This window comes from Kribbella sp. CCNWLW201 (assembly GCF_037203805.1).
GTDB lineage: Bacteria > Actinomycetota > Actinomycetes > Propionibacteriales > Kribbellaceae > Kribbella.
Map to the genome: position 1 here is coordinate 154,476 of NZ_JBBCBQ010000013.1, position 18,389 is coordinate 172,864.

Genomic DNA, 18,389 nt, shown 5'->3' on the forward strand with positions numbered 1-18,389 from the left:
CGTGGGTCAGTTGGCTGACTTTTCCTGGATGAGGTCTTCGACGGCTTTGGGGATGGTGGTTTCGAAGTCGAGGAGTTTGGTCCAGGTGGGGGTGATGGTGATGACGACCATCTCGTCGTAGAGGCCTTTGACGCCGGCCTCCCAGCCGGGGTACTGGTCGTCGGTCATCACCTTGTGGCCGGCTTCGAGGTAGCCGTCCGGGACGCCCTGGACCAGTTCGACCTGGGCGGTGCCGCGGATGAGGAGCACCTTGGGCGGGAAGGCGCCGGTGTCGATCGTGAGTGCCACGCGAGGGTTCTTCCGCAGGGCCGCGACCTTGGCCGACTTCGGCACGGTGGCCATCAGGATCTGCTCACCTTCGCACCAGAAGCCGATCGGGATCGCCCGCGGGTCGCCGTCGAGGCCGGTGTAGGCCATTCGGGCCGGCTCGGGGCCGTTCAGGAGCTGCTGGGCGTACGGCTTGGCCAGAATCTCCGCGATCTCTTCCTTGGTCATGATGGGATCCTTCCGTCTCGGGGCGTTCTCACCAGTGGGACGGAGCCGCGGACGGATCCTCGACATGGATAGGTTGACCGATCGTGGAAATCTTCGGATTCGGTGCGGGGCAGGTCCACGTCGACGACGACGGGTCGGTCGCCAAGGTGGTCCACCCAGGCGGACGGCAGGTGCTGCTGGAGCACGACGGCGGGGTGCACGACACGCTGCACGCGTGGGGCAAGGGGTTCGTGATCACGGACCGTGGCAGCCACCGGTTCGACACCCCGCTGAGCGCTCGCTGGCGGCAGACCGGGATCGACTTGCTCTACCAGTTCGGCGAGTTGGAGCTGCGGGTCGGCCGCCGGTTCGGCGAGCAGTGGGTCGAGACGTACGAGCTGCGCAACACCGGTGCCGAGCCCGTCGAGGTCGGGTCGATCGCGATCAGTACGCCGTACCGGGACATCTACCGGTCGAGTCGGGAGAGCCTCACCGGCGCGGTCCATGCGCATGTGTGGACCGGTGGCGCCGATGCGTGGGTGTGGGCGGTCCCGATGGACGGCAGTGGTCCGGGGCTCGGGTTGCAGCTCAAGGAGGGTGAGCTGTGGGCGTACTCGGTCGAGTCCCGCGAGCCGGGGACCGGCAGCAACATCCGCGGTCACCTCTACCTCCACGTCACCGACCACGCCCGCTCGCCACACGCGCTGGGCGGTCAGCCGTCGATCACGCTGGCGTCCAACCAGTCGTACCGCTGGACCTGGCAGCTTTCCTGGTACGACGACCTGCCCGGCTTCCACGCGGATCGGCAGCCACTGATCGGCGCGGACACGTTGGCCGCCGAGGTCGGCGAGACGATCCACCTCACCGGAATCGGCCCAACCACAATCACCAGCGACGAGCCGGGCGTCGTGCACGTCGACGCGACCGACGGCAAACGGACCGCAAGGATCGCCGTCATGTTCCATCAGCCCCTCAAAGAGATCGCCGAACGACGGGTGCGGTTCATCCTCGACGAGCAACGCCGGCCGGAGCTAGCGGACAGCCGCAAGTACGCGTTCGTGCCGTACGACAACGACAGTGGGCTCACCGTGTTGTCCGGCGCGTGGCGGGACTACTCCGACGCCCGCGAACGGATCGGGATGGCGCTTCTGCTGCAGGAGGTTCGCGACCGCGGTTGGGGCGACCGGGCCGAGCTGGACGACGCGCTCGCCGGATATGAGCAGTTCGTCCGCGAGCACGTGGTGGACGAGGACGGGACGGTCCAGGACGACAGCATTCACCAGGGCCATGTGCGGCTCTACAACTTCCCGTGGTTCGCACGGTTCCTGCTCGGCCAAGGCGATCGGGCCGGCGCGACGCGTATTCTCCAGCGGTACTACGAACTCGGCGGCTCGCACTTCCTCGCCTTCGACCTCGGTCCACTGCTGAGCGAACTCGGGATGCGTGACCACCTCGTCCAGCACGCGCGCACGTTCATCGAGTACGGCGATGAACTGCCGCCGCACGAGGTCAACTACGAGCAGTCGATGGTCGCCCCACTGCTCGAACTCCTCGTCGCGGCGTACCGGATCGCGCCCGACCAGATCGACGGTGCCGAACTCACCCGGCGCCTGCCCTGGCTGACCTCGTTCGCCGCCGATCAACCCGACGTACGGCTGCGGCATGTGTCGATCCGCCATTGGGACGGGTACTGGTTCGGCCGGTTGCGGTTGTGGGGTGACGTCTTCCCGCACTACTGGTCTGTCCTGAGTGCGGCCGTGTACGGCGGTTGGCCGCGCGAGCTGGTCGACGAGAAGCAGGCGGCGTGGCTGGATGCGGCGGCCGAGGCGATCCTGCGCTCGAATCTGGTCAATTTCGAGGCAGACGGTTCGGCGACGTGTGCCTTCGTCTACCCGAGTTGTGTCAACGGGCAGCCTGCCCACGTTGCGGATCCGCTGGCCAACGACCAGGACTGGGCTCTCGTCTACGCCCTCAGAATGTCACGAGCAGTTTAGGTAAGATAACTACCAAATCTGATAACTCTTTGGTAGCTTCTTCGCCACAACTGAACGCCACCAACCGGTGGCTGACCGTGGTGGGGGGATGTCGCGTGGTTGCCAACGTAACCGCCGGCCTCAGCCGGCATCTGCAAGAACCGTCCGAGCACGAGAAGCTGGTCCGCGAGCTGCTGCCGGACGAGGTCGCGGACTCGTATCTGGAGCTGACCGCGATCGGCGAACGCCCGGCGCGTGAACGTCACGCGGTCGATCAGGAGCTGGTGAACCGTCACCTGGCCTATTTGCATCGCGGTCCGGACACAGTGTTGTTGCGGCCGGTCGATCCGCTGATCGCCGTCACCGGTCTGCTCACCCAGGTGCATCGCGAGCTGACCAGACAGCACGACCGCCTGCTGCAGGGGTACGTCGCCGCCGCCGAGGTGCACCAACTCCAGTTGCATGACCGGAAGGCGGGGGAGGTGCCGTCGGTTCTGGCGCAGGTACTGACCGATCCCGACGAGATCGCGGAACGGTGGAAGACCTCGATCCACACCGTGCAGTGCACGTACCGCTCGATCGCGGTCAACGATCCCGACCTGCCATTGCCGTCCCAATTGAATGCGCAGTGCTCCAGCATGCACTTCCGCGAGTTGTGTACGCCGGAATTCCTCGCGGACCCACGCGGCGCGAAGTCGGTCCAGGCCGCGGTGGAGGCGGGGGTCGAGGTGCGAACTGTCCAGTCGTTGCCGGCCCGAATGGTGATCGTCGACGACCACTTCGCCCTGATTGGTCTGGTCCCGACCGGCACCACAGGTGCGCTGCTCGTCCGGTCGTCGGTGCTGATCGGCGCGCTGACGCAGTACTACGACCAACTGTGGGCTTCGGCGACTCCCGTCGTACCGGCGCGATCGCCGGAGGCCAAAGGACTCGGCGCAACCGAGCGGGAAGTCCTCGCCCTGCTGGTGCACGGGCTGAAGGACGAGGCGATCGCGCGGCACCTGAAGCTCAGCGTTCGCACGGTACGACGGCACATCGCCACGGTGATGGAGTTCGTCGACGCGCCGACCCGCTTCGCCGCCGGAGCCGCGGCCCAACGCCTCGGCCTGCTCGGTTAGACCTCTTTTGAACGTTGCACAACTGGCCAGTTGAGGAAGTTGTCCACTTCTTCTCTGTCGGTGGTGGCGAGTGCACCGCACGCTGGTGAGGTCCGCCCCGAGTTCCCGTTCACGTCGTCCCAGGTAGCCGAGGCGCCTGCTCCTGCAGGTGTTTTCGGCCGATACCTCGTGTCCGGGAATGGTAACGCAAGAGAGGTCAACCATGTCCGCATTCCCGAGATCGCGCCTGCTGCGCGTCTATCCGGGGCGCCGCTCGGCGCGCTGGATCGGCGTGACGCTCGGCCTGGCCTTGGTCGCCGGAGTCCTCCAGGAGTCCGGTGGCGCCGAGGCCGCACCGACGGAAGAGACCGATATCAACTCCGCGGCAGAGGTACCGCTGCAGCGGCCCGACGACGCATCCGCCGCGGTCACCGCCCGCGTCACCGGCAAGCCCGTCATCATCACCAATCGGACCACCGAGACGACCGAATACCGCGCGATGCCCGACGGCAAGATCGAGGCGACGATGTCGGCCGGCCCGGTCCGGATGCGCGACGAGTCCGGGACCTGGATCGACGTCGACGTGACCCTGGTCCGGATGCCCGACGGCACGGTCGAGTCGCTCGCCCACCCGTACGGCCTGAAGCTGTCCGGCCCGGCCGGCAAGGGCGACCACGAACTCGTCTCGATAGGGGCCGAGGGCAAGCGTTCCGCCCTCGGCTGGTCCGGCCCGCTCCCCGCCCCTGAGCTGGACGGCACCACTGCCACCTATCGGGACGTCAAGCCTGGCGTCGACCTGGTCGTCGAGGCCACCCGGACCGGCTACGAGCAGCACCTGCTGGTCAAGGACCGGGCGGCCGCGGCGCAGCTGAAGCAGATCCGGATGCCGTGGAAGACCGCTGGTCTGACCGCGAAGCCGGACGGCAAGGGCGGTCTGTCGGTCCGCGCCGGCGCCGAGGCGTACGACGTACCCGCGCCGATGATGTGGGACGCGACCGTCGACGAGGCCTCCGGCGAGCACACCCGGCGGGCCGCGGTCGGCCTCGAGCTGGCCAAGAACGCGGTCGTGCTGACCCCGGACGCGGCGTTCCTGAACGATCCGAAGACCGTGTACCCGGTGACGATCGACCCGTCGCAGAGTTCGGGTGCGAGCTTCGACGCGTTCGTCGAGAACACGTACACCACTGACCAGTCGGGTGCGACCGAACTGAAGCTCGGCACGCACGACGGCGGGTCCACGAAGGCCCGGTCGTACCTGCGGTTCGACAACCAGGAATGGCTGTGGGACAAGCAGATCCAGGCCGCGACCCTGAACCTGTGGGAGCACCACTCGTACTCGTGTACGGCGAAGGGATGGGAGGCCTGGCGTACACCGGACGTCACCAACACAGTGCGCTGGTCGAACCAGCCTGCCTGGGTCGAGCGGGTCGGCACATCGACGCAGACGAAGGGCTTCTCGTCTTCCTGCGGTGACGGCTGGGTGACGATCCCGGTGACCGCGGCCTTCCAGCACACGGCGACGAACAAGCTGACCAAGACCAGCATCGGGGTGAAGGCGGCGAGTGAGTCCGACAGCTACGGCTGGAAGCGGTTCGCCTCCCGCGACGCCGCGTCCAACCCGCCGTCGGTCACGATCACCTACCAGACCAAGACCTCGGTCGACGCTGTGGCGACGGCACCGGACACGACCTGTGCGACCGGTGTGACCCGCCCGTACATCTCGAGTACGACGCCGCAACTGCGAGCACTGGTCAGCGACGGCCTGAGCTCCCAGGTGTACGCGAACTTCGAGTACAAGCAGGTCGGCGCGGCCACCAGCACCACAGTGACCGAAGGACCCGGTGCGTCCGGTTCCTGGCTCGGCACCTACATCCCTGACGGCGTGTTCGCCGAGGGTGGCAGCTACGCGTGGCGAGTCCAGGGCAGCGATGGTACGACGCCCGGCGCGTGGTCCAACTGGTGCGAGTTCACCGTGGACACTATGTCCCCGGCAGTGGCTCCGACTGTGTCGTCGGCGACTTACCCGGTCGCGGAGTGGTCGGGCAGCGCCGGTACGGCGGGCTCCTTCACCTTCGGCGCATCAGGGGTCGGCGACGTGGCGGCGTACGAGTACGGCGTGGACGAGAACCCGCCGGACGAGGTCGTGAACGCGGCCAGCCTGGGGGCGACCACCTCCGTGTCGATCACTCCGACCGCTGACGGTCCGCACACGCTGTGGGTCCGTACTCGCGACCGTGCGGGCAACAGGTCGCCGTTGACGGCGTACCAGTTCGCTGTCGGTGGGGGCGCCGTACTGACGCCGAAGGCCGGTGACATCAGTGCGGCGAAGACAGCCATCACCGGTGCCGGCCGCTCGACGGCGACCGGTGTGACGTACCAGTGGCGTCGGGGCGACACCGACACCTGGACCAACGTGCCGGCTGCGCACGTGACCCAGGCCGCCGGTGGCGGTGCCGTGACGTGGCCGCTGCCGAGCAGTGGCGGTGGCCAGTTCCCCAAGCTCAACTGGGACATCGAGGCGACGCTGGCCGCGGTCGACGCGCAGTCGATCCCGCGCGACGGACCACTGCAACTCCGCGGTGCCTTCACCGGAGGTACGGCGGCCAACTCCGGCGCCGTGAAGATCACCTTCGACCGCAACCTGGCAACCGCGGCGTCGAAGGAGATCGGGCCGGGTGAAGTCAACCTGCTGACCGGTAACCTGACGCTGACCGACACCGACGTGACGGTCGACTCCTATGGCAGTGACCTCACGGTCAGCCGCACGTACAACAGCCGGCAGGCGGCCAAGGTGGACCCGTCCGGCATGTTCGGCCCGGGCTGGATCTCCGGTGCGATCGTGGACGAGGCCCAGACGCCGTACACCTCGCTGGATGTCTTCGGCTCGCTCCTGCAGGTCGGTACGCCGGATGGAGACGTCGTCGGCTTCACCGCCCGGGACGGTGTCAACTTCGATCCGGAGGTCGGTCAGGAGACGCTCAAGCTCGTCTACACCAGCTCGACCGACACCTACAAGCTGACCGATGACCAGGGTACGAGTGTGGTGTTCGGCCGGGTGACCGGTTCGGCGGCGGGCAAGTACTTCCCGACGTCCACCACTCTGCCGGGTAGCAACCAGTCCACGTCGTACGCGTGGGAGAAGGTGGTTGTCGCAGGTGCCGAGGTGGTGCGGCCGACGCGGGTGATCGCGCCGGTGCCGGACGGGGTCAACTGCAGCACTCTCAGCCGTGGGTGCCGGGCCTTGAGCTTCACCTATGCGACCACTACCACTGCCAGCGGCTCGGTGCTTGGTGACTACGCCGGACGGGTGCAGCAGATCTCCTTTACTGCTTGGGATCCTGACACGGCTGCGATGCGTACAGTGCCGATGGCCGCGTACGAGTACGACAGCACCGGACGGCTTCGGGCCACGTGGGACCCACGAGTGGGTGCTGCGGCGAAGGAGTCGTACACGTACCAGGCTGACGGCGTGCTGTCGTCCGTGAAGCCTGCTGGTGAAGAGCCGGCGCAGCTCAGCTACACGACAACAGCGACTGATCCCGGTGCGGGTCGTCTGCAGAAGGTGACCCGGTCGGCGCTGTCTGCCGGGACCGCTGTGGAGACAGTGGTCTACAAGGTGCCGGTCTCGGGCTCCGGCGCACCGAACGACCTGTCGCCTGCGCAGACGAAGCGCTGGGGACAGCCGGAGGCGCCGACGGACGCGACCGCGGTGTTCCCGGCCGACCAGATCCCCAACGGCTCCAGCTACGAGCGGGCGACCGTCAGCTACCTGGACGCCAACGGGCGTGAGATCAACGAGGCCACTCCTGGCGGCCACCTCACCACCACCTGGTACGACGGCTTCGGCAACGAGGTGCGCAAGCTCACCGCGGCCAACCGGGCCCGGGCGCTGAACCAATCGTCGAGTGACAACGATGTGGCTGAGCAGGCACTGGCTCAGACCTATTCGACCGTCAACACCTACTCGCTCGACGGTGTCCGGCTGGAGTCCGTGCTGGCACCTGAGACCGAGGTACGCCTTGCCAACGGCACCACCACTCGCGGGCGTCAGTTGACTCGCAACGCGTACGACCAGGGCGCGCCGACGAGCGGTGGTCCCTACAACCTGATCACCACCGAGGATGCGTCGGTCCGGGTGTGGGGCACCGGTGGTACGACGGTCGAGGCTGACCGCCGTACGACGACCACTGCCTACAACTGGTCGCTCCGCCAGCCCACTGTGGTCACCAAGGACCCGGGTGGACTCGGTCAGACCGAGCGGACGACCCTGGACCCGGTCACGGGCTTGGTGACCTCGACAACGCAGGCAGCCGGCGGTACGACGACCAACACCCCGGCCACCCGGAAGACGATCAACTACCGATCCGGCTCCGGCTCCGGGTACGCCGAGTGCGATCTGCACCCGGAGTGGGCGAACCTGCCCTGCCGGATCCAGCCGGGCGGCCAGGCCGTGTCCGGACCCGAGATCCCGGCCGTCGTCACGACGTACGACATGTACAACCAGGAACGGACGGAGACGGAGAAGACGAGCGCAGGGACGCTGCGCACCACCACGACGACGTACGACGCCGCCGGGCGCGTGCTGGAGACCAGCGTGACCGGTCCCGGTACGGCGGTGCCGATCAAGCGGAACGTGTACGACCCGGTGTCGGGCCAGACGCTGCGGACCCAGTCCGTGTCGGGTGGCACGGTGATCGCGGAAGTGGTGCGCACGTACGACACACTCGGCCGGCTCACGTCGTACAAGGATGCCGATGGCAACCTGTCGTCCACGACGTACGACCTGCTCTCGCGGACGGCGACCACCAGTGACGGGAAGGCAACCCGCACCTACGGCTACGACTTCCGGGGCCTGACCACCTCGGTGAACGACAGCCAGGCGGGGGACTACACCGGCAGCTACGATCCGGACGGCAAGCTGGTCAGCGAGACCTGGCCGAACGGGGTCAAGGTCGACACCACGTACGACGAGAACGGTGACAAGGCCGGCATCACCTACAGCAAGCCCGGCTGTGCCTCCAGCGACTGCACGCTGTTCCGCGAGGTCCTGACCTCGACGGCGCAGGGGCAGACCGCCAAGCGCGTGTCGACTCTGTCCAGTGAGGTCTACGCGCAGGACAAGGCCGGCCGGGTGACCACGGTGCAGCAGACGGTCGGCGAGCAGTGTGTGACCCGGGCGTACGGGCTCAGCGCGGCGAGCGACCGGAACAGCGTCACGGAGTACGGACCGGCGGCTGACGGCAGCTGCCAGACCAGTACTGCGGCGTCGTCGCGGACCTGGACGTACGACACCGCCAACCGGGTGACGAGCGCCGGCTACGTGTACGACGCACTGGGCCGTACGACGACGGTGCCGGCGATTGACACGGGTGTGCCGGCGGCCGGGAACCTGACCGCGACCTACCACGCCAACGACCTGGTCGACACGATCACCCAGGGTGGCCGGACCACCGACTACACCATTGATGTGATGGGGGAGCGGATCCGGTCCTGGACCGACAACGCGACCGGTGCGGTGGTGCAGAACGTGCAGCACTACGACGACGACGGCGACTCGCCGGCATGGACCCAGGAGGGCCCGGACCGGTACACCCGCGTCATCCCCGGCTTGTCCGGCATGACGGCCATCCTGGACAGCGACTCGGCCGCGGCCGAGTGGCAGATCGCCGATCTCTCCGGTGACATCGTGGCGACGATCCACGCCGGCGAGCAGGGGCTGTCGACCACGAGCGAGTCGAGTGAGTACGGCGTACTCGGTGACTCGGAGTCCGTGGGCAAACAGCGGTACGGCTGGCTCGGTGCGGAGCAGCGGGCCGCGGACGCGCCGTCGGGCATCGTGCTGATGGGTGTCCGGCTGTACAACCCGGTCACCGGCCGGTTCCTGCAGACGGACCCGGTCGTCGGTGGCGGCTGCAACGCGTACGAGTACGCGTGTGCCGACCCGGTCGACAAGACCGACCTGGACGGCAAGTGGCCGTGCTTCAGCAAGAAGTGCGCGCTGAAGTGGGCCGCGAAGAAGTGGAAGCAGGCCAAGAAGAAGATCCGGAAGAACAAGTACGTCCGGAAGGTCTGGCGGTTCGGCAAGAAGGTCTACAAGAACAAGTACGTCCGCGCGTGTGTGGGCGGCTCCGGCATCGGCATCATCGGGGACTTCCTGAAGAACGACTGGAAGAAGGCCAAGAAGGTGTGGCGCAAGTGGGGTTACGCCGGCTGCTTCGTGTCGGTGGCCAACCGCTATCGCCAGCAGCGCGGCTGGTGGTGACCCTGACCATCTGACGCAGTGAACGAGGTGGGGCCGTCCTGGGGGCGGCCCCACCTTCGTCAGGCAAGCGTCGGCAGCAGTTGCCGCAGTGTCTGCATCAGCTGCTTGTGCACGCTGGTCCCGTACGAGATCCGGATGGCTCCGGCAGCGGCCAGTTCGGCCGGCGTCGGGCCGTCCGGCGCGGCGTGCGCGTTGATCGGTCCGCCGATCCCGGCAACCACGTCGGGTAGATCGTCCACCGGGGCGAAGATCGGGTACACGCAGTCCGCTCCGGCCCGGCGGTAGGCACGCCCTCGCTCAATCGCGTCGGGAACGTCCTTGCCGTACAGGAAGCTGTCCACCCTCGCGTTGATCACCAAGTCCGCACCGGCGACCTCTCGGACCTCGGCCAGGTAGTCCGCTTGCTGTGCCGGATCCACGAGTACCTCGTCGACCGAGTCCTCCAGGTTGCAGCCGACCGCTCCGGTCTCGAGCAGGCGCTCGGTGAACTCCTTCGCCGGAAGGCCATACGCCGCCTCCATGTCCGCGGTGACCGGTACGTCGACGGCTCGGACCATCCGCGCCACCGCGGTGAACATCTCCTCGGCCGGCGTCAACTGCCCGTCGTCGTACCCGAGGACGCGGGCGACCGCGCCGCTGCTGGTCGCGACCGCGGGGAAGCCGGCCTCGGCCACGAGCCGGGCGCTGACCGGATCCCAGGCGTTCGGCAGGATCAGCGGCGTGCCGCCGTGGTGCAGCGCGCGGAACAGTTCGGCTGCGGATGCCATCGGGTCCTCAGCTCGGCTTGTAGTGGCCGGGTTCCATCCGGCCGGTCACGCCGACCCGGGTCCACATGTTGATGGTGATGATCAACGCGATCAACTGTGCAAGGTCCTTGTCGTCGAAGGCGTTCGCGGCGACGTCGTACACCTCGTCGGGAACGTGGTCAACGCTGATCAACGTGATCGCCTCGGTCAGCTCCAATGCGGCCTGCTCCTGCTCGGAGTAGAACTTGCGGGCCTCACGCCAGACCGGAAGCAGGCTGATCCGCTGCTGGTCGTCGCCGATATGCAGCAGATCGAGGGAGTGCATGTCGGTGCAATAGGCGCAACCGTTCAGCTGGGACGCACGGATCCGGACCAGGTGGGCCAGCTTGGGGTCGAGCCCGGTGTCGGACACCGCGTCCAGCGCGATCATCGCCTGGTAGAAGTCGGGAACCAGGTTGGCGAGCTTCACCCGCCGCGTCGTTGTGCTCATACAGCCAACCTAGGTCCCGACCGGCCCAGATACCTGGGCCACTTCCAGGGTTATTCCAGGGGCCAATCCCTAGGCCTCAGGCATCGGTGCGTCCAGGAACGTCAGTACGACGTCGCGGACCAGGTCGGTGCGAGCGAGGCCGAAGAAGTGCGTCGTACCGGGGAAGACCGCCAGCTGCGAGGCGGGTACGCCGACGAAGTCGCCGTTGACGTCGGTGCCGCGCAACTGCGCGAACCGGACCGCGTGCTCCAGCTTGACGGCGTCGCAGTCGCCCACGGTGATCAAGGTCGGTGCGGCGATCCCGCGGATGTCGTCGTCGGACCAGCCGCCGGCGCCGCGGTCGTAGCCGCCGAGCTTGTCCAGCAGCACCTGCAGGTGCTCGAGGTCAGGGTGCGGCGACTTCGCGAGGTACTCGGCCTCCATCGGCGTACCGGCGATCATCTCGACCTTCATCTCGCCCACCGCGGCGTTCTCGGGCCGGTCCCCGTCGGGATGGAACGAGACCGAGGAGATGATTGCCTTGCGCACCAGCTCGGGGTTGCGGATCGCGATATGCAGCGCCACGGCGCCGCCCACGCTGAAGCCGAAGACATCGACCTGCGGTACGCCGAGATGCTGCAGCAGACCCACGACGTCACCGGCCAGCGACTCCGTCCCCAGGGGCCGGTCGACGTCGTTCGTTCGCCCATGCCCCTGGAAATCGGCGGCGATGACCTGACGGTTCGCTGCCAGGCTGGGGAGCAGCTCGCCGAACTGCAGGTCGATGTTGAACAACCCGCCGTGCAACAGCAGCAACGGCGTCCCCCCGGAACCGTGGATCTCGTAGTACATCTGCAGCCCGTTCACCGGTGCATATCCGGTCACCGGCGCTGAAGCGGTCTGATCGGTCACAGCATCTCCCCTCGTTGACAGTCCCGGCGATGCTAACCGCCGGATCGTCCACCCGGGGCAGATCCTCAGTCCGCGGCGTACTGCGCGTAGGCCGCGGCGAACTCCGGTGACGGCGGGATCGGCGTGATCACGTCGACCAGCGTGCCGCTGGGATCGACGGTCATGAAGTGGCGCTGGCCGAAGTCCTCGCTGCGCAGACTCAGCGCGATCTCTCGACCGGCCGCGCTGACCCGCTGATGGACGACGTCGACGTCGTCGACCTCGATCGACACCAGCACCCCGGCCGGGCGGAGCCGGAAGCGCTCCGGAACGCTCTCGTGCTCCCGCTCGACGATCCCGATCTGCGGCCGGCTGCCACTCGGAGCCTCGAGCTGGACGTACCAGCCGATGTCGAAGGTGACCTTGAAGTCCAGGTGGTCGACGTAGAAGTCACGCGTGGCCGGCACGTCGTCGGCGCAGATGACCGGAAAGATGCTGGTGATCACGGCAGGTCCAATCACTCGGTGATGTCCCCACCGACGCTCCACCCTCCGGTGACCGGAGGGTCAAGCCGCCTGATACCTCGGTTCTCAGGCCTTTTCGGGTGCCTTCTGGCCGTTGACGACGCTCGCGACGAGGTCCTGGGCGTGGATGTGGTTGCCGTTGGTTGCGGCGAGTGTCATCACGGTCTCGGCTGTGTCCGGATCGGTGTCCGGCGGGATGACCACCAGATCGACACGGGCGCCGGCTTTCCCGGACAGTGCGGTCAGCAGGCCAACGGGCTGGCTGGCGAAGTAGCCCAGCCGCACGAGCCGTCCGGCGATGGCCATCCGGCGCGGCTGGCTGTCCCAGTCGTTGCCATGGAGCATCAGCCGGGTGATCGGCCCGTGCAGGCCGTCGATGGCCAGCACGAGGCCGGGAATCTCGGCGACGGGATCGGTCGAGCGCGGCCACCAGCCGCCGTCGAGCAGTTCCGGCGCGGCACCGGCCTGGAGTCGCAGCCGTGGCGTCGACGGTTCGGTGGCGGAGAAGAAGGTTCTGCCGTCGTTGGCGGTGAGCGTCATGACGAGGCCTCAGTTCCACGGCGACGCACGAGGCGGCGCAGTTGGGTCATCCGGGCGGCGCCGATCGTCGTGGCCACGATGGTCGTGGCGACGCCGGCGATGAACAGGGCCAGCGCGAGCGGCAGGGAGCCGTCCATCCAGAGGAAGTGGACGTCCACGCTGCCGGTGTTCTGCAACATGAAGATGATGAGTACGACGAGACCGACCGCGGCGGCGCAGATCCCGAACCACGCGGCACTCATCCGGGTCCGGGGCGGCCTGGGAGGTAGCGGTTTCGAGAGCTCGTCGACGGCCGACGCCGGCGTGACAGGTGCCGGCGCGACAGGTGCCGGCGTGACTGGTGCAGCGGGTTTGGGCGTGCTGCGGGTGCGGTGAAGTACAGACATGACATCCCCTACGGGAGGGCCGGTGTGGCTGGCAGCCTCAAATGGGATGTCGTCGATTCCGGAACTACTCCCACACTACGCCTGTATGGACCGGAAAGCTCACTCGCGGTGGCCGGGAATCGACGCCGCGAGCCCGTCGAGGATCAGCTTGAGGCCGAAGTCGAACTCGTTGCCGAAGTCGTAGCCGGGCCGGCTGTAGAACTCGGTCGTCATCTCCACCAGATGTGGATAGTCGCCGGCGGCGAACTGCGCCATGATCGACTCGGCCACGTCGGACACGCTGTCAGGCCCCTCGAACGGCAAGGCGGCTTCCTGTACGGCGAACCCGTACACGTACGCGTCCAGCAGGGCATACGCATGGGCGGTCATCGCCATCGAGAAGCCCGCCGCTCGGAAGGTGGCGATGACCGCGTCGTGATGGCGCAGCGTCGCCGGCCCCGGGGTCGTCCGCGACTCCATCAGCGCGATCGCCCAGCTGTGCCGCCGCAGGACCCGGCGGGCCGACACCGCGCGCCGCTGGATCTCCGCGCGCCAGTCGCCGTCGGTGGACGGCATCTCGATCTGGCTGAAGACGAAGTCGACGATGCCGTCGAGGATCTCGTCCTTGTTGGCGACGTGGTAGTACACCGACATCGGCTTGACGCCGAGCTCCTGGGCCAGCGAGCGGATCGTCAGCGATCCGAGCCCGCCCGCATCGGCGACCGCGACCGCGGCGCTCAGCACCCGGTCCCGGCTGAGCCGGACGCGCTCCTGGGTCTTACCGCGCTCCGATCTTTCCATCCCCGGACCATAGCAGTTTCGTACAAAGTACGTTACGCTCGCCGTACTAAGTACGAAAGGTGCACGGGGCACCGACGATCAGCACCGCCCCTCAACACGCCAAGAGGAACACCATGGCCATGAGCGCCACCCAGACCACCATGCGGGCCATCCTGCAGAACGCGTACGGCTCGGCCGACGTCCTGCGCCCCGGAACGATCGCCCGGCCCGAGATCGGCGACAAGGACATCCTCGTCCGGGTGCACGCGGCGGGTCTCGACCGCGGCACCTGGCACCTGATGACGGGCAAGCCGTATCTCCTCCGCCTCGCCTTCGGGCTCCGCGGACCGAGGAATCCCGTGCCGGGCCGCGATGTCGCCGGCACCATCGAGGCCGTCGGTTCGGCCGTGACCAAGTTCGCCGTAGGTGACGAGGTGTACGGCGTCGCACCCGGCTCGTTCGCCGAGTACGCCGTGACTCGCGAGACCAAGCTCGCTCCGAAGCCGGCCAACCTGTCCTTCGAGCAAGCCGCGGTCGTCCCGATCTCCGCGCTCACCGCCATGGATGCGCTGACCGCGGGCCGGATCCAGCCGGGCCAGCACGTGCTGATCATCGGGGCATCGGGTGGCGTCGGCAGTTACGCCGTACAACTGGCCAAGGCATTGGGGGCGGAAGTCACCGGTGTCGCCAGCACCCGCAAGCTCGACCTGGTGCGGGACCTCGGTGCCGACCACGTCATCGACTACACCCGCGACGACTTCGCCGCGACCGGGATCCGCTACGACCTGATCATCGACATCGCCGGCAACCCGTCGCTGTCCCGGCTGCGGCGCGCGCTCACGGACACCGGGACGGCGGTCCTCACCGGTGGTGAGGAGGGCGGCAGTCTGACCGGCGGTATGGGCCGGCAGTTGACTGCGCGGATCGTGTCGCTGTTCGTCCGCCAGCGGCTGACCAGCGTGCTCAACAAGGAGAGCGGCAGCAATCTCGCCCGCCTCACCGAGTTGATCGAGGCCGGCAAGGTGACCCCGAGCATCGACCGGACCTACCCGCTCGAGCAGGCACCGGACGCCATGCGCCATCTCGATGCCGGCCGGGTGCGAGGAAAGATCGCCATCACCGTCTGAGCAGTTGTCGTAGACCTCACAACAATTGACTGACTGATCAGTCAGGTACTCGCTACGATGGGAGTGATCGATCGGACATTCCTTCGATGGGGTGAGGTGCCGCAATGGCGCTGGTGGATGTGTCTGTCGCTCGGCGGGGGAAACGCCGGCGAAACCAGGTGAAGTTGGCCGACCATGTCGATCGGCTGGGGGAGGAGCATCCGCCGATCCCGCTCGACAGTGTCGACTACACGATGAAACGGCCCAACGCGCTCGCGGAGCGGTTCGGGCCGGTGCTGTCCTTCATGTCGCGGGTCGAGCTCGAGGTGGAGCGCAACGTGCTCGAGCTCAACATCCTGCTGCCCGATCCGCCGGAGGTGGATCGGCATTTCTACGCCGATGTGTGGCTTCCGCAGGAGACGCATCACGGGCTGATCCTCGATCGGCTGCAGGTGCTGGCCGGTCTGGACGCGTCCGAGCCCAACCTGACCGATGTGTCCTTCAAGCTCAAGCTGCTCGGCGCCCTCGGCAAGGTGCCCGGCGTACAGGACGTGAGCCGGATGCTCTACTACCTGACCGGGCTGGCCACCGAGCGGTCGGCGGTGCTTGCCTACAACAAGCTTCACGCCGGCCTGGCCGAGCTGGGTGAGAAGGCGATCGCGGCCACCGTGGTCGCGCCGATCAAGCGGCAGGAACCGGGGCATTTCGCGTACTACCAGATCGCCGCACGCGAGCTGTGGACGCAGCTGGGTTCCTGGCAGAAGGGGCTGGTTCGCGCGTTGCGGCGGCGGACCTTCGAGCCGGTCGGCGTCTACAACGATCGGCAGCAGGCGGAGTTCGGTGAGGTCATGCGCGCGCTGGAGATGAGCACCGGCGACCCCGAAGATCTGAAGCACTACGCCCGCCAGATCGGACGGGTCGAGCATGAGCTGTTGTGGTCCCACCGGCGCGGTCTGCGGGTGCCGGACTACGTCTTCAAGGCACTCCGGCGCGCCGCCGAGGCAGCCGCGGACCTGAAGGGGGATCACCGGCCTGCCGCTGGACGGAGCGAACCATGACCACGCACGCCGCCGCACCCAGCACCAAGCGGCAGGCGATCATCGAAACCGCCGAGCGGCTGTTCGCCGAATGCGGGTACGACGCGACGTCGACAGCGCGGATCGCCCACGAGGCGGGAGTTCCGTCCGGTCTGGTGTTCTACCACTTCGCCACCAAGACGGACCTCCTGCTCTCGATCGTCCGCGAGCGGCCGACACCCGCCGAGGTGCTCCGAACCGCCGCGCGGGGGCGCTCGGTTCACCAGCGGCTGACTGCGGTGGTCACCGTGATGGCCGATGAACTGGAACGCAACCGCTCGGTGCGGCTGATCGTCTTCCGCGAGGCCCAGGCCCGTCCCGAGATCGCAGCCCGGGCAGCCGAGCTGTTCGACGAGGCCGCCGCTACCGTCGCCGAGGTACTCAGCGGTGCCGACGACATCGTCGCCGACCCGGACCGGGTGCGGACCGCCGCGGAACTCATCGTCAGCAGCGTGTTCCTGGACATCATCGCCCTCGGCCGGTCCGACACCGCGGACAAGCGCCACGCGGCGATGATCGACATGCTCGAAGAGTCGCTCACCGGTCCCGGATAAGGTCCGGTTCATGGAGGATTCAGGGGCGGACCTGCATCTGGATCTGGCGGCGACGCGAGGGCGTAACGACCTGGTCCGGGCGCTGCACGACTCGATCCGGACCGGGCGGTTGCCGGCCGGGACCCGCCTGCCGTCGTCACGGTCGCTCGCTCGCGACCTCGGGATCGCCCGGAACACGGTCGCCGACGCCTATGGGCAGCTGGTCGCCGAGGGCTGGCTGACCGCGCGTCAAGGGTCCGGCACGGTCGTCGCCAACCGCGCCAGCACGCCGCCGGACGCCGTACCGCCGTTGTCTCCTTCGTTGTCCGAGGCAAAGAGCTTCCGGTACAACCTGACGCCGGGCGCGCCGGATGTGTCCACGTTCCCGCGCGGTGAGTGGCTGGCCGCGGCGCGGAAGGCGTTGCCGGCGGCACCCAATGAGGCCTTCGGGTACGGCGATCCGCGCGGACGGATCGAGTTGCGGCGGATGCTCGCCGACTACCTTGCCCGAGCTCGCGGCGTACGGGCCGATCCGGAGCGGATCCTGATCTGCTCGGGGTATGTGCAGGCGTTGAGCCTGCTCAGCGAGGTGCTGAAGACGCAGGGCGGGACGACTGTGTCGGTGGAGGAGTTCGGGTACGCGTTGCACCTGGACGTGATCCGGTCGCGCGGTCTCGAACCGGTGCCGGTCCCGGTCGACGAGTTGGGTGCACGGGTTTCCGGCTTGTCGGGACAGGGTGCGTTGCTCACGCCCGCGCACCAGATGCCGACGGGCGTTCCGCTCGCGCCTGAGCGTCGTACGGCGGCTGTCGAATGGGCCCGGGAGGCCGGGGCGGTCTTGATCGAGGACGACTACGACGGTGAGTTCCGGTACGACCGGCAGGCGGTGGGTGCCTTGCAGGCGCTGGATCCCGAGCGGGTCGTGTACACGGGGACGGCGAGCAAGAGTCTCGCGCCGGGGCTGCGCCTCGCCTGGATGGTGTTGCCGCAGCGGCTGATCGAGCCGGTGGTCGCGGCCAAACGGACCGCGGACTACCAGACCGCGACGCTGGACCAGTTGACCCTCGCGGAATTCATTGCCTCAGGCCACTACGACCGGCACGTACGACGTTCCCGCCTGCAATACCGCCGTCGCCGCGACCGCCTGGTCGAACTCCTCGCCGTCCGCGCACCCGAGGTCAAGGTCGCCGGCATCTCCGCCGGGCTGCACGTCCTCCTCGACGTCCCCGGCGACGCCGAAGACATCGTCACCCGGGCCGCCCGCCAAGGCCTCGGCCTCACCACTCTGAGCACCTACCACTTCAACCCCACCCCAGCCACCCGCCAAGCAGTAATCGTCGGCTACGGCACCCCACCCGACCACGCCTACCCTGGCGCCCTCGACCTGCTGTGCCAGGTCCTAGGCGTCTAGCCGCCACATCGCCGCCCACCCCACCCAGACCTCCGCCACTGAAGCCACCGTGCGATCGACCATCGAGTGTGGGGTCTGTGCTATCGGCGAGCGCTTTCCGATGTCCAACTGGTTCCACTCGATGAGGCGGCCGCACGGTGGC

General features: G+C 67.7%; 15 protein-coding genes. 7 read left to right on the top strand and 8 right to left on the bottom strand.

The genetic code is table 11. The features are described from left to right. Positions 1–6 precede the first annotated feature (6 nt). Entirely contained in the window at positions 7–495 is a 489-nt protein-coding gene (locus tag V9K99_RS38135; RefSeq protein WP_337012053.1) for a pyridoxamine 5'-phosphate oxidase family protein, read from the bottom strand. Positions 496–578: 83 nt separating this feature from the next. Here V9K99_RS38135 and V9K99_RS38140 point away from each other — a divergent pair, with 83 nt between their 5' ends. The 3 genes from V9K99_RS38140 to V9K99_RS38150 all read left to right on the top strand — a co-directional run bounded on the left by V9K99_RS38140 (position 579) and on the right by V9K99_RS38150 (position 9,806). After that, positions 579–2,468 carry a hypothetical protein gene (locus V9K99_RS38140; protein ID WP_337012054.1) on the top strand — a complete coding sequence of 630 codons (1,890 nt, stop codon included), beginning with the start codon at positions 579–581 and terminating at the stop codon, positions 2,466–2,468. A 95-nt stretch (positions 2,469–2,563) separates the two neighbouring features. After that, complete coding sequence (locus V9K99_RS38145) at positions 2,564–3,565, top strand: helix-turn-helix transcriptional regulator (protein ID WP_337012055.1); 1,002 nt, start codon at positions 2,564–2,566, stop codon at positions 3,563–3,565. Positions 3,566–3,767: 202 nt separating this feature from the next. Continuing rightward, on the top strand, positions 3,768–9,806 hold the full coding sequence (locus tag V9K99_RS38150) for a DNRLRE domain-containing protein (RefSeq protein ID WP_337012056.1): 6,039 nt from the start codon (positions 3,768–3,770) through the stop codon (positions 9,804–9,806). A gap of 59 nt (positions 9,807–9,865) precedes the next feature. On the opposite strand, the gene V9K99_RS38155 is transcribed toward V9K99_RS38150, so the two are convergent. The 7 genes from V9K99_RS38155 to V9K99_RS38185 form a co-directional block, all read right to left on the bottom strand. Further along, on the bottom strand, positions 9,866–10,573 hold the full coding sequence (locus V9K99_RS38155) for an isocitrate lyase/PEP mutase family protein (RefSeq protein WP_337012057.1): 708 nt from the start codon (positions 10,571–10,573) through the stop codon (positions 9,866–9,868). Between the two features lie 7 nt (positions 10,574–10,580). Beyond that, the gene (locus V9K99_RS38160; protein ID WP_337012058.1) at positions 10,581–11,042 is read right to left on the bottom strand and encodes a carboxymuconolactone decarboxylase family protein; all 462 of its coding nucleotides are present in this window, start codon (positions 11,040–11,042) and stop codon (positions 10,581–10,583) included. A 69-nt stretch (positions 11,043–11,111) separates the two neighbouring features. Beyond that, a complete protein-coding gene (locus tag V9K99_RS38165) occupies positions 11,112–11,933 on the bottom strand; it encodes an alpha/beta fold hydrolase (protein ID WP_337012059.1) in 822 nt (273 codons plus the stop codon). A 65-nt stretch (positions 11,934–11,998) separates the two neighbouring features. Beyond that, positions 11,999–12,418 carry a VOC family protein gene (locus V9K99_RS38170; RefSeq protein ID WP_337012061.1) on the bottom strand — a complete coding sequence of 140 codons (420 nt, stop codon included), beginning with the start codon at positions 12,416–12,418 and terminating at the stop codon, positions 11,999–12,001. 84 nt (positions 12,419–12,502) lie between these two features. Continuing rightward, complete coding sequence (locus V9K99_RS38175; RefSeq protein ID WP_337012063.1) at positions 12,503–12,976, bottom strand: DUF5994 family protein; 474 nt, start codon at positions 12,974–12,976, stop codon at positions 12,503–12,505. Then, complete coding sequence (locus V9K99_RS38180; RefSeq protein ID WP_337012065.1) at positions 12,973–13,218, bottom strand: LapA family protein; 246 nt, start codon at positions 13,216–13,218, stop codon at positions 12,973–12,975. Before V9K99_RS38180 ends, V9K99_RS38175 begins: the two co-directional genes overlap by 4 nt. A gap of 243 nt (positions 13,219–13,461) precedes the next feature. Next, entirely contained in the window at positions 13,462–14,142 is a 681-nt protein-coding gene (locus tag V9K99_RS38185) for a TetR/AcrR family transcriptional regulator (RefSeq protein ID WP_337012067.1), read from the bottom strand. Between the two features lie 119 nt (positions 14,143–14,261). On the opposite strand from V9K99_RS38185, the gene V9K99_RS38190 reads away from it, so the two are divergent. The 4 genes from V9K99_RS38190 to pdxR all read left to right on the top strand — a co-directional run bounded on the left by V9K99_RS38190 (position 14,262) and on the right by pdxR (position 18,247). Beyond that, a complete protein-coding gene (locus V9K99_RS38190) occupies positions 14,262–15,248 on the top strand; it encodes an NAD(P)-dependent alcohol dehydrogenase (protein WP_337012069.1) in 987 nt (328 codons plus the stop codon). Between the two features lie 104 nt (positions 15,249–15,352). Further along, positions 15,353–16,285 (top strand): GTP-binding protein LepA, encoded by a 933-nt coding sequence (locus tag V9K99_RS38195; RefSeq protein WP_337012071.1) that lies wholly within the window; start codon positions 15,353–15,355, stop codon positions 16,283–16,285. After that, entirely contained in the window at positions 16,282–16,857 is a 576-nt protein-coding gene (locus V9K99_RS38200; protein ID WP_337012073.1) for a TetR/AcrR family transcriptional regulator, read from the top strand. Before V9K99_RS38195 ends, V9K99_RS38200 begins: the two co-directional genes overlap by 4 nt. A gap of 10 nt (positions 16,858–16,867) precedes the next feature. Next, positions 16,868–18,247: a MocR-like pyridoxine biosynthesis transcription factor PdxR gene (pdxR, locus tag V9K99_RS38205; protein ID WP_337012075.1), complete on the top strand. Its 1,380-nt coding sequence runs from the start codon at positions 16,868–16,870 to the stop codon at positions 18,245–18,247. Positions 18,248–18,389 lie beyond the last annotated feature (142 nt).

Excerpts from the sequence above, each read along its gene's own strand:
- V9K99_RS38135 (WP_337012053.1), bottom strand. The coding sequence starts at position 495 with ATGACCAAGGAAGAGATCGCGGAGATTCTGGCCAAGCCGTACGCCCAG.
- V9K99_RS38150 (WP_337012056.1), top strand. The coding sequence starts at position 3,768 with ATGTCCGCATTCCCGAGATCGCGCCTGCTGCGCGTCTATCCGGGGCGC.
- V9K99_RS38155 (WP_337012057.1), bottom strand. The coding sequence starts at position 10,573 with ATGGCATCCGCAGCCGAACTGTTCCGCGCGCTGCACCACGGCGGCACG.
- V9K99_RS38160 (WP_337012058.1), bottom strand. The coding sequence starts at position 11,042 with ATGAGCACAACGACGCGGCGGGTGAAGCTCGCCAACCTGGTTCCCGAC.
- V9K99_RS38175 (WP_337012063.1), bottom strand. The coding sequence starts at position 12,976 with ATGACGCTCACCGCCAACGACGGCAGAACCTTCTTCTCCGCCACCGAA.
- V9K99_RS38180 (WP_337012065.1), bottom strand. The coding sequence starts at position 13,218 with ATGAGTGCCGCGTGGTTCGGGATCTGCGCCGCCGCGGTCGGTCTCGTC.
- V9K99_RS38185 (WP_337012067.1), bottom strand. The coding sequence starts at position 14,142 with ATGGAAAGATCGGAGCGCGGTAAGACCCAGGAGCGCGTCCGGCTCAGC.
- V9K99_RS38190 (WP_337012069.1), top strand. The coding sequence starts at position 14,262 with ATGAGCGCCACCCAGACCACCATGCGGGCCATCCTGCAGAACGCGTAC.
- V9K99_RS38195 (WP_337012071.1), top strand. The coding sequence starts at position 15,353 with ATGGCGCTGGTGGATGTGTCTGTCGCTCGGCGGGGGAAACGCCGGCGA.
- V9K99_RS38200 (WP_337012073.1), top strand. The coding sequence starts at position 16,282 with ATGACCACGCACGCCGCCGCACCCAGCACCAAGCGGCAGGCGATCATC.
- pdxR (WP_337012075.1), top strand. The coding sequence starts at position 16,868 with ATGGAGGATTCAGGGGCGGACCTGCATCTGGATCTGGCGGCGACGCGA.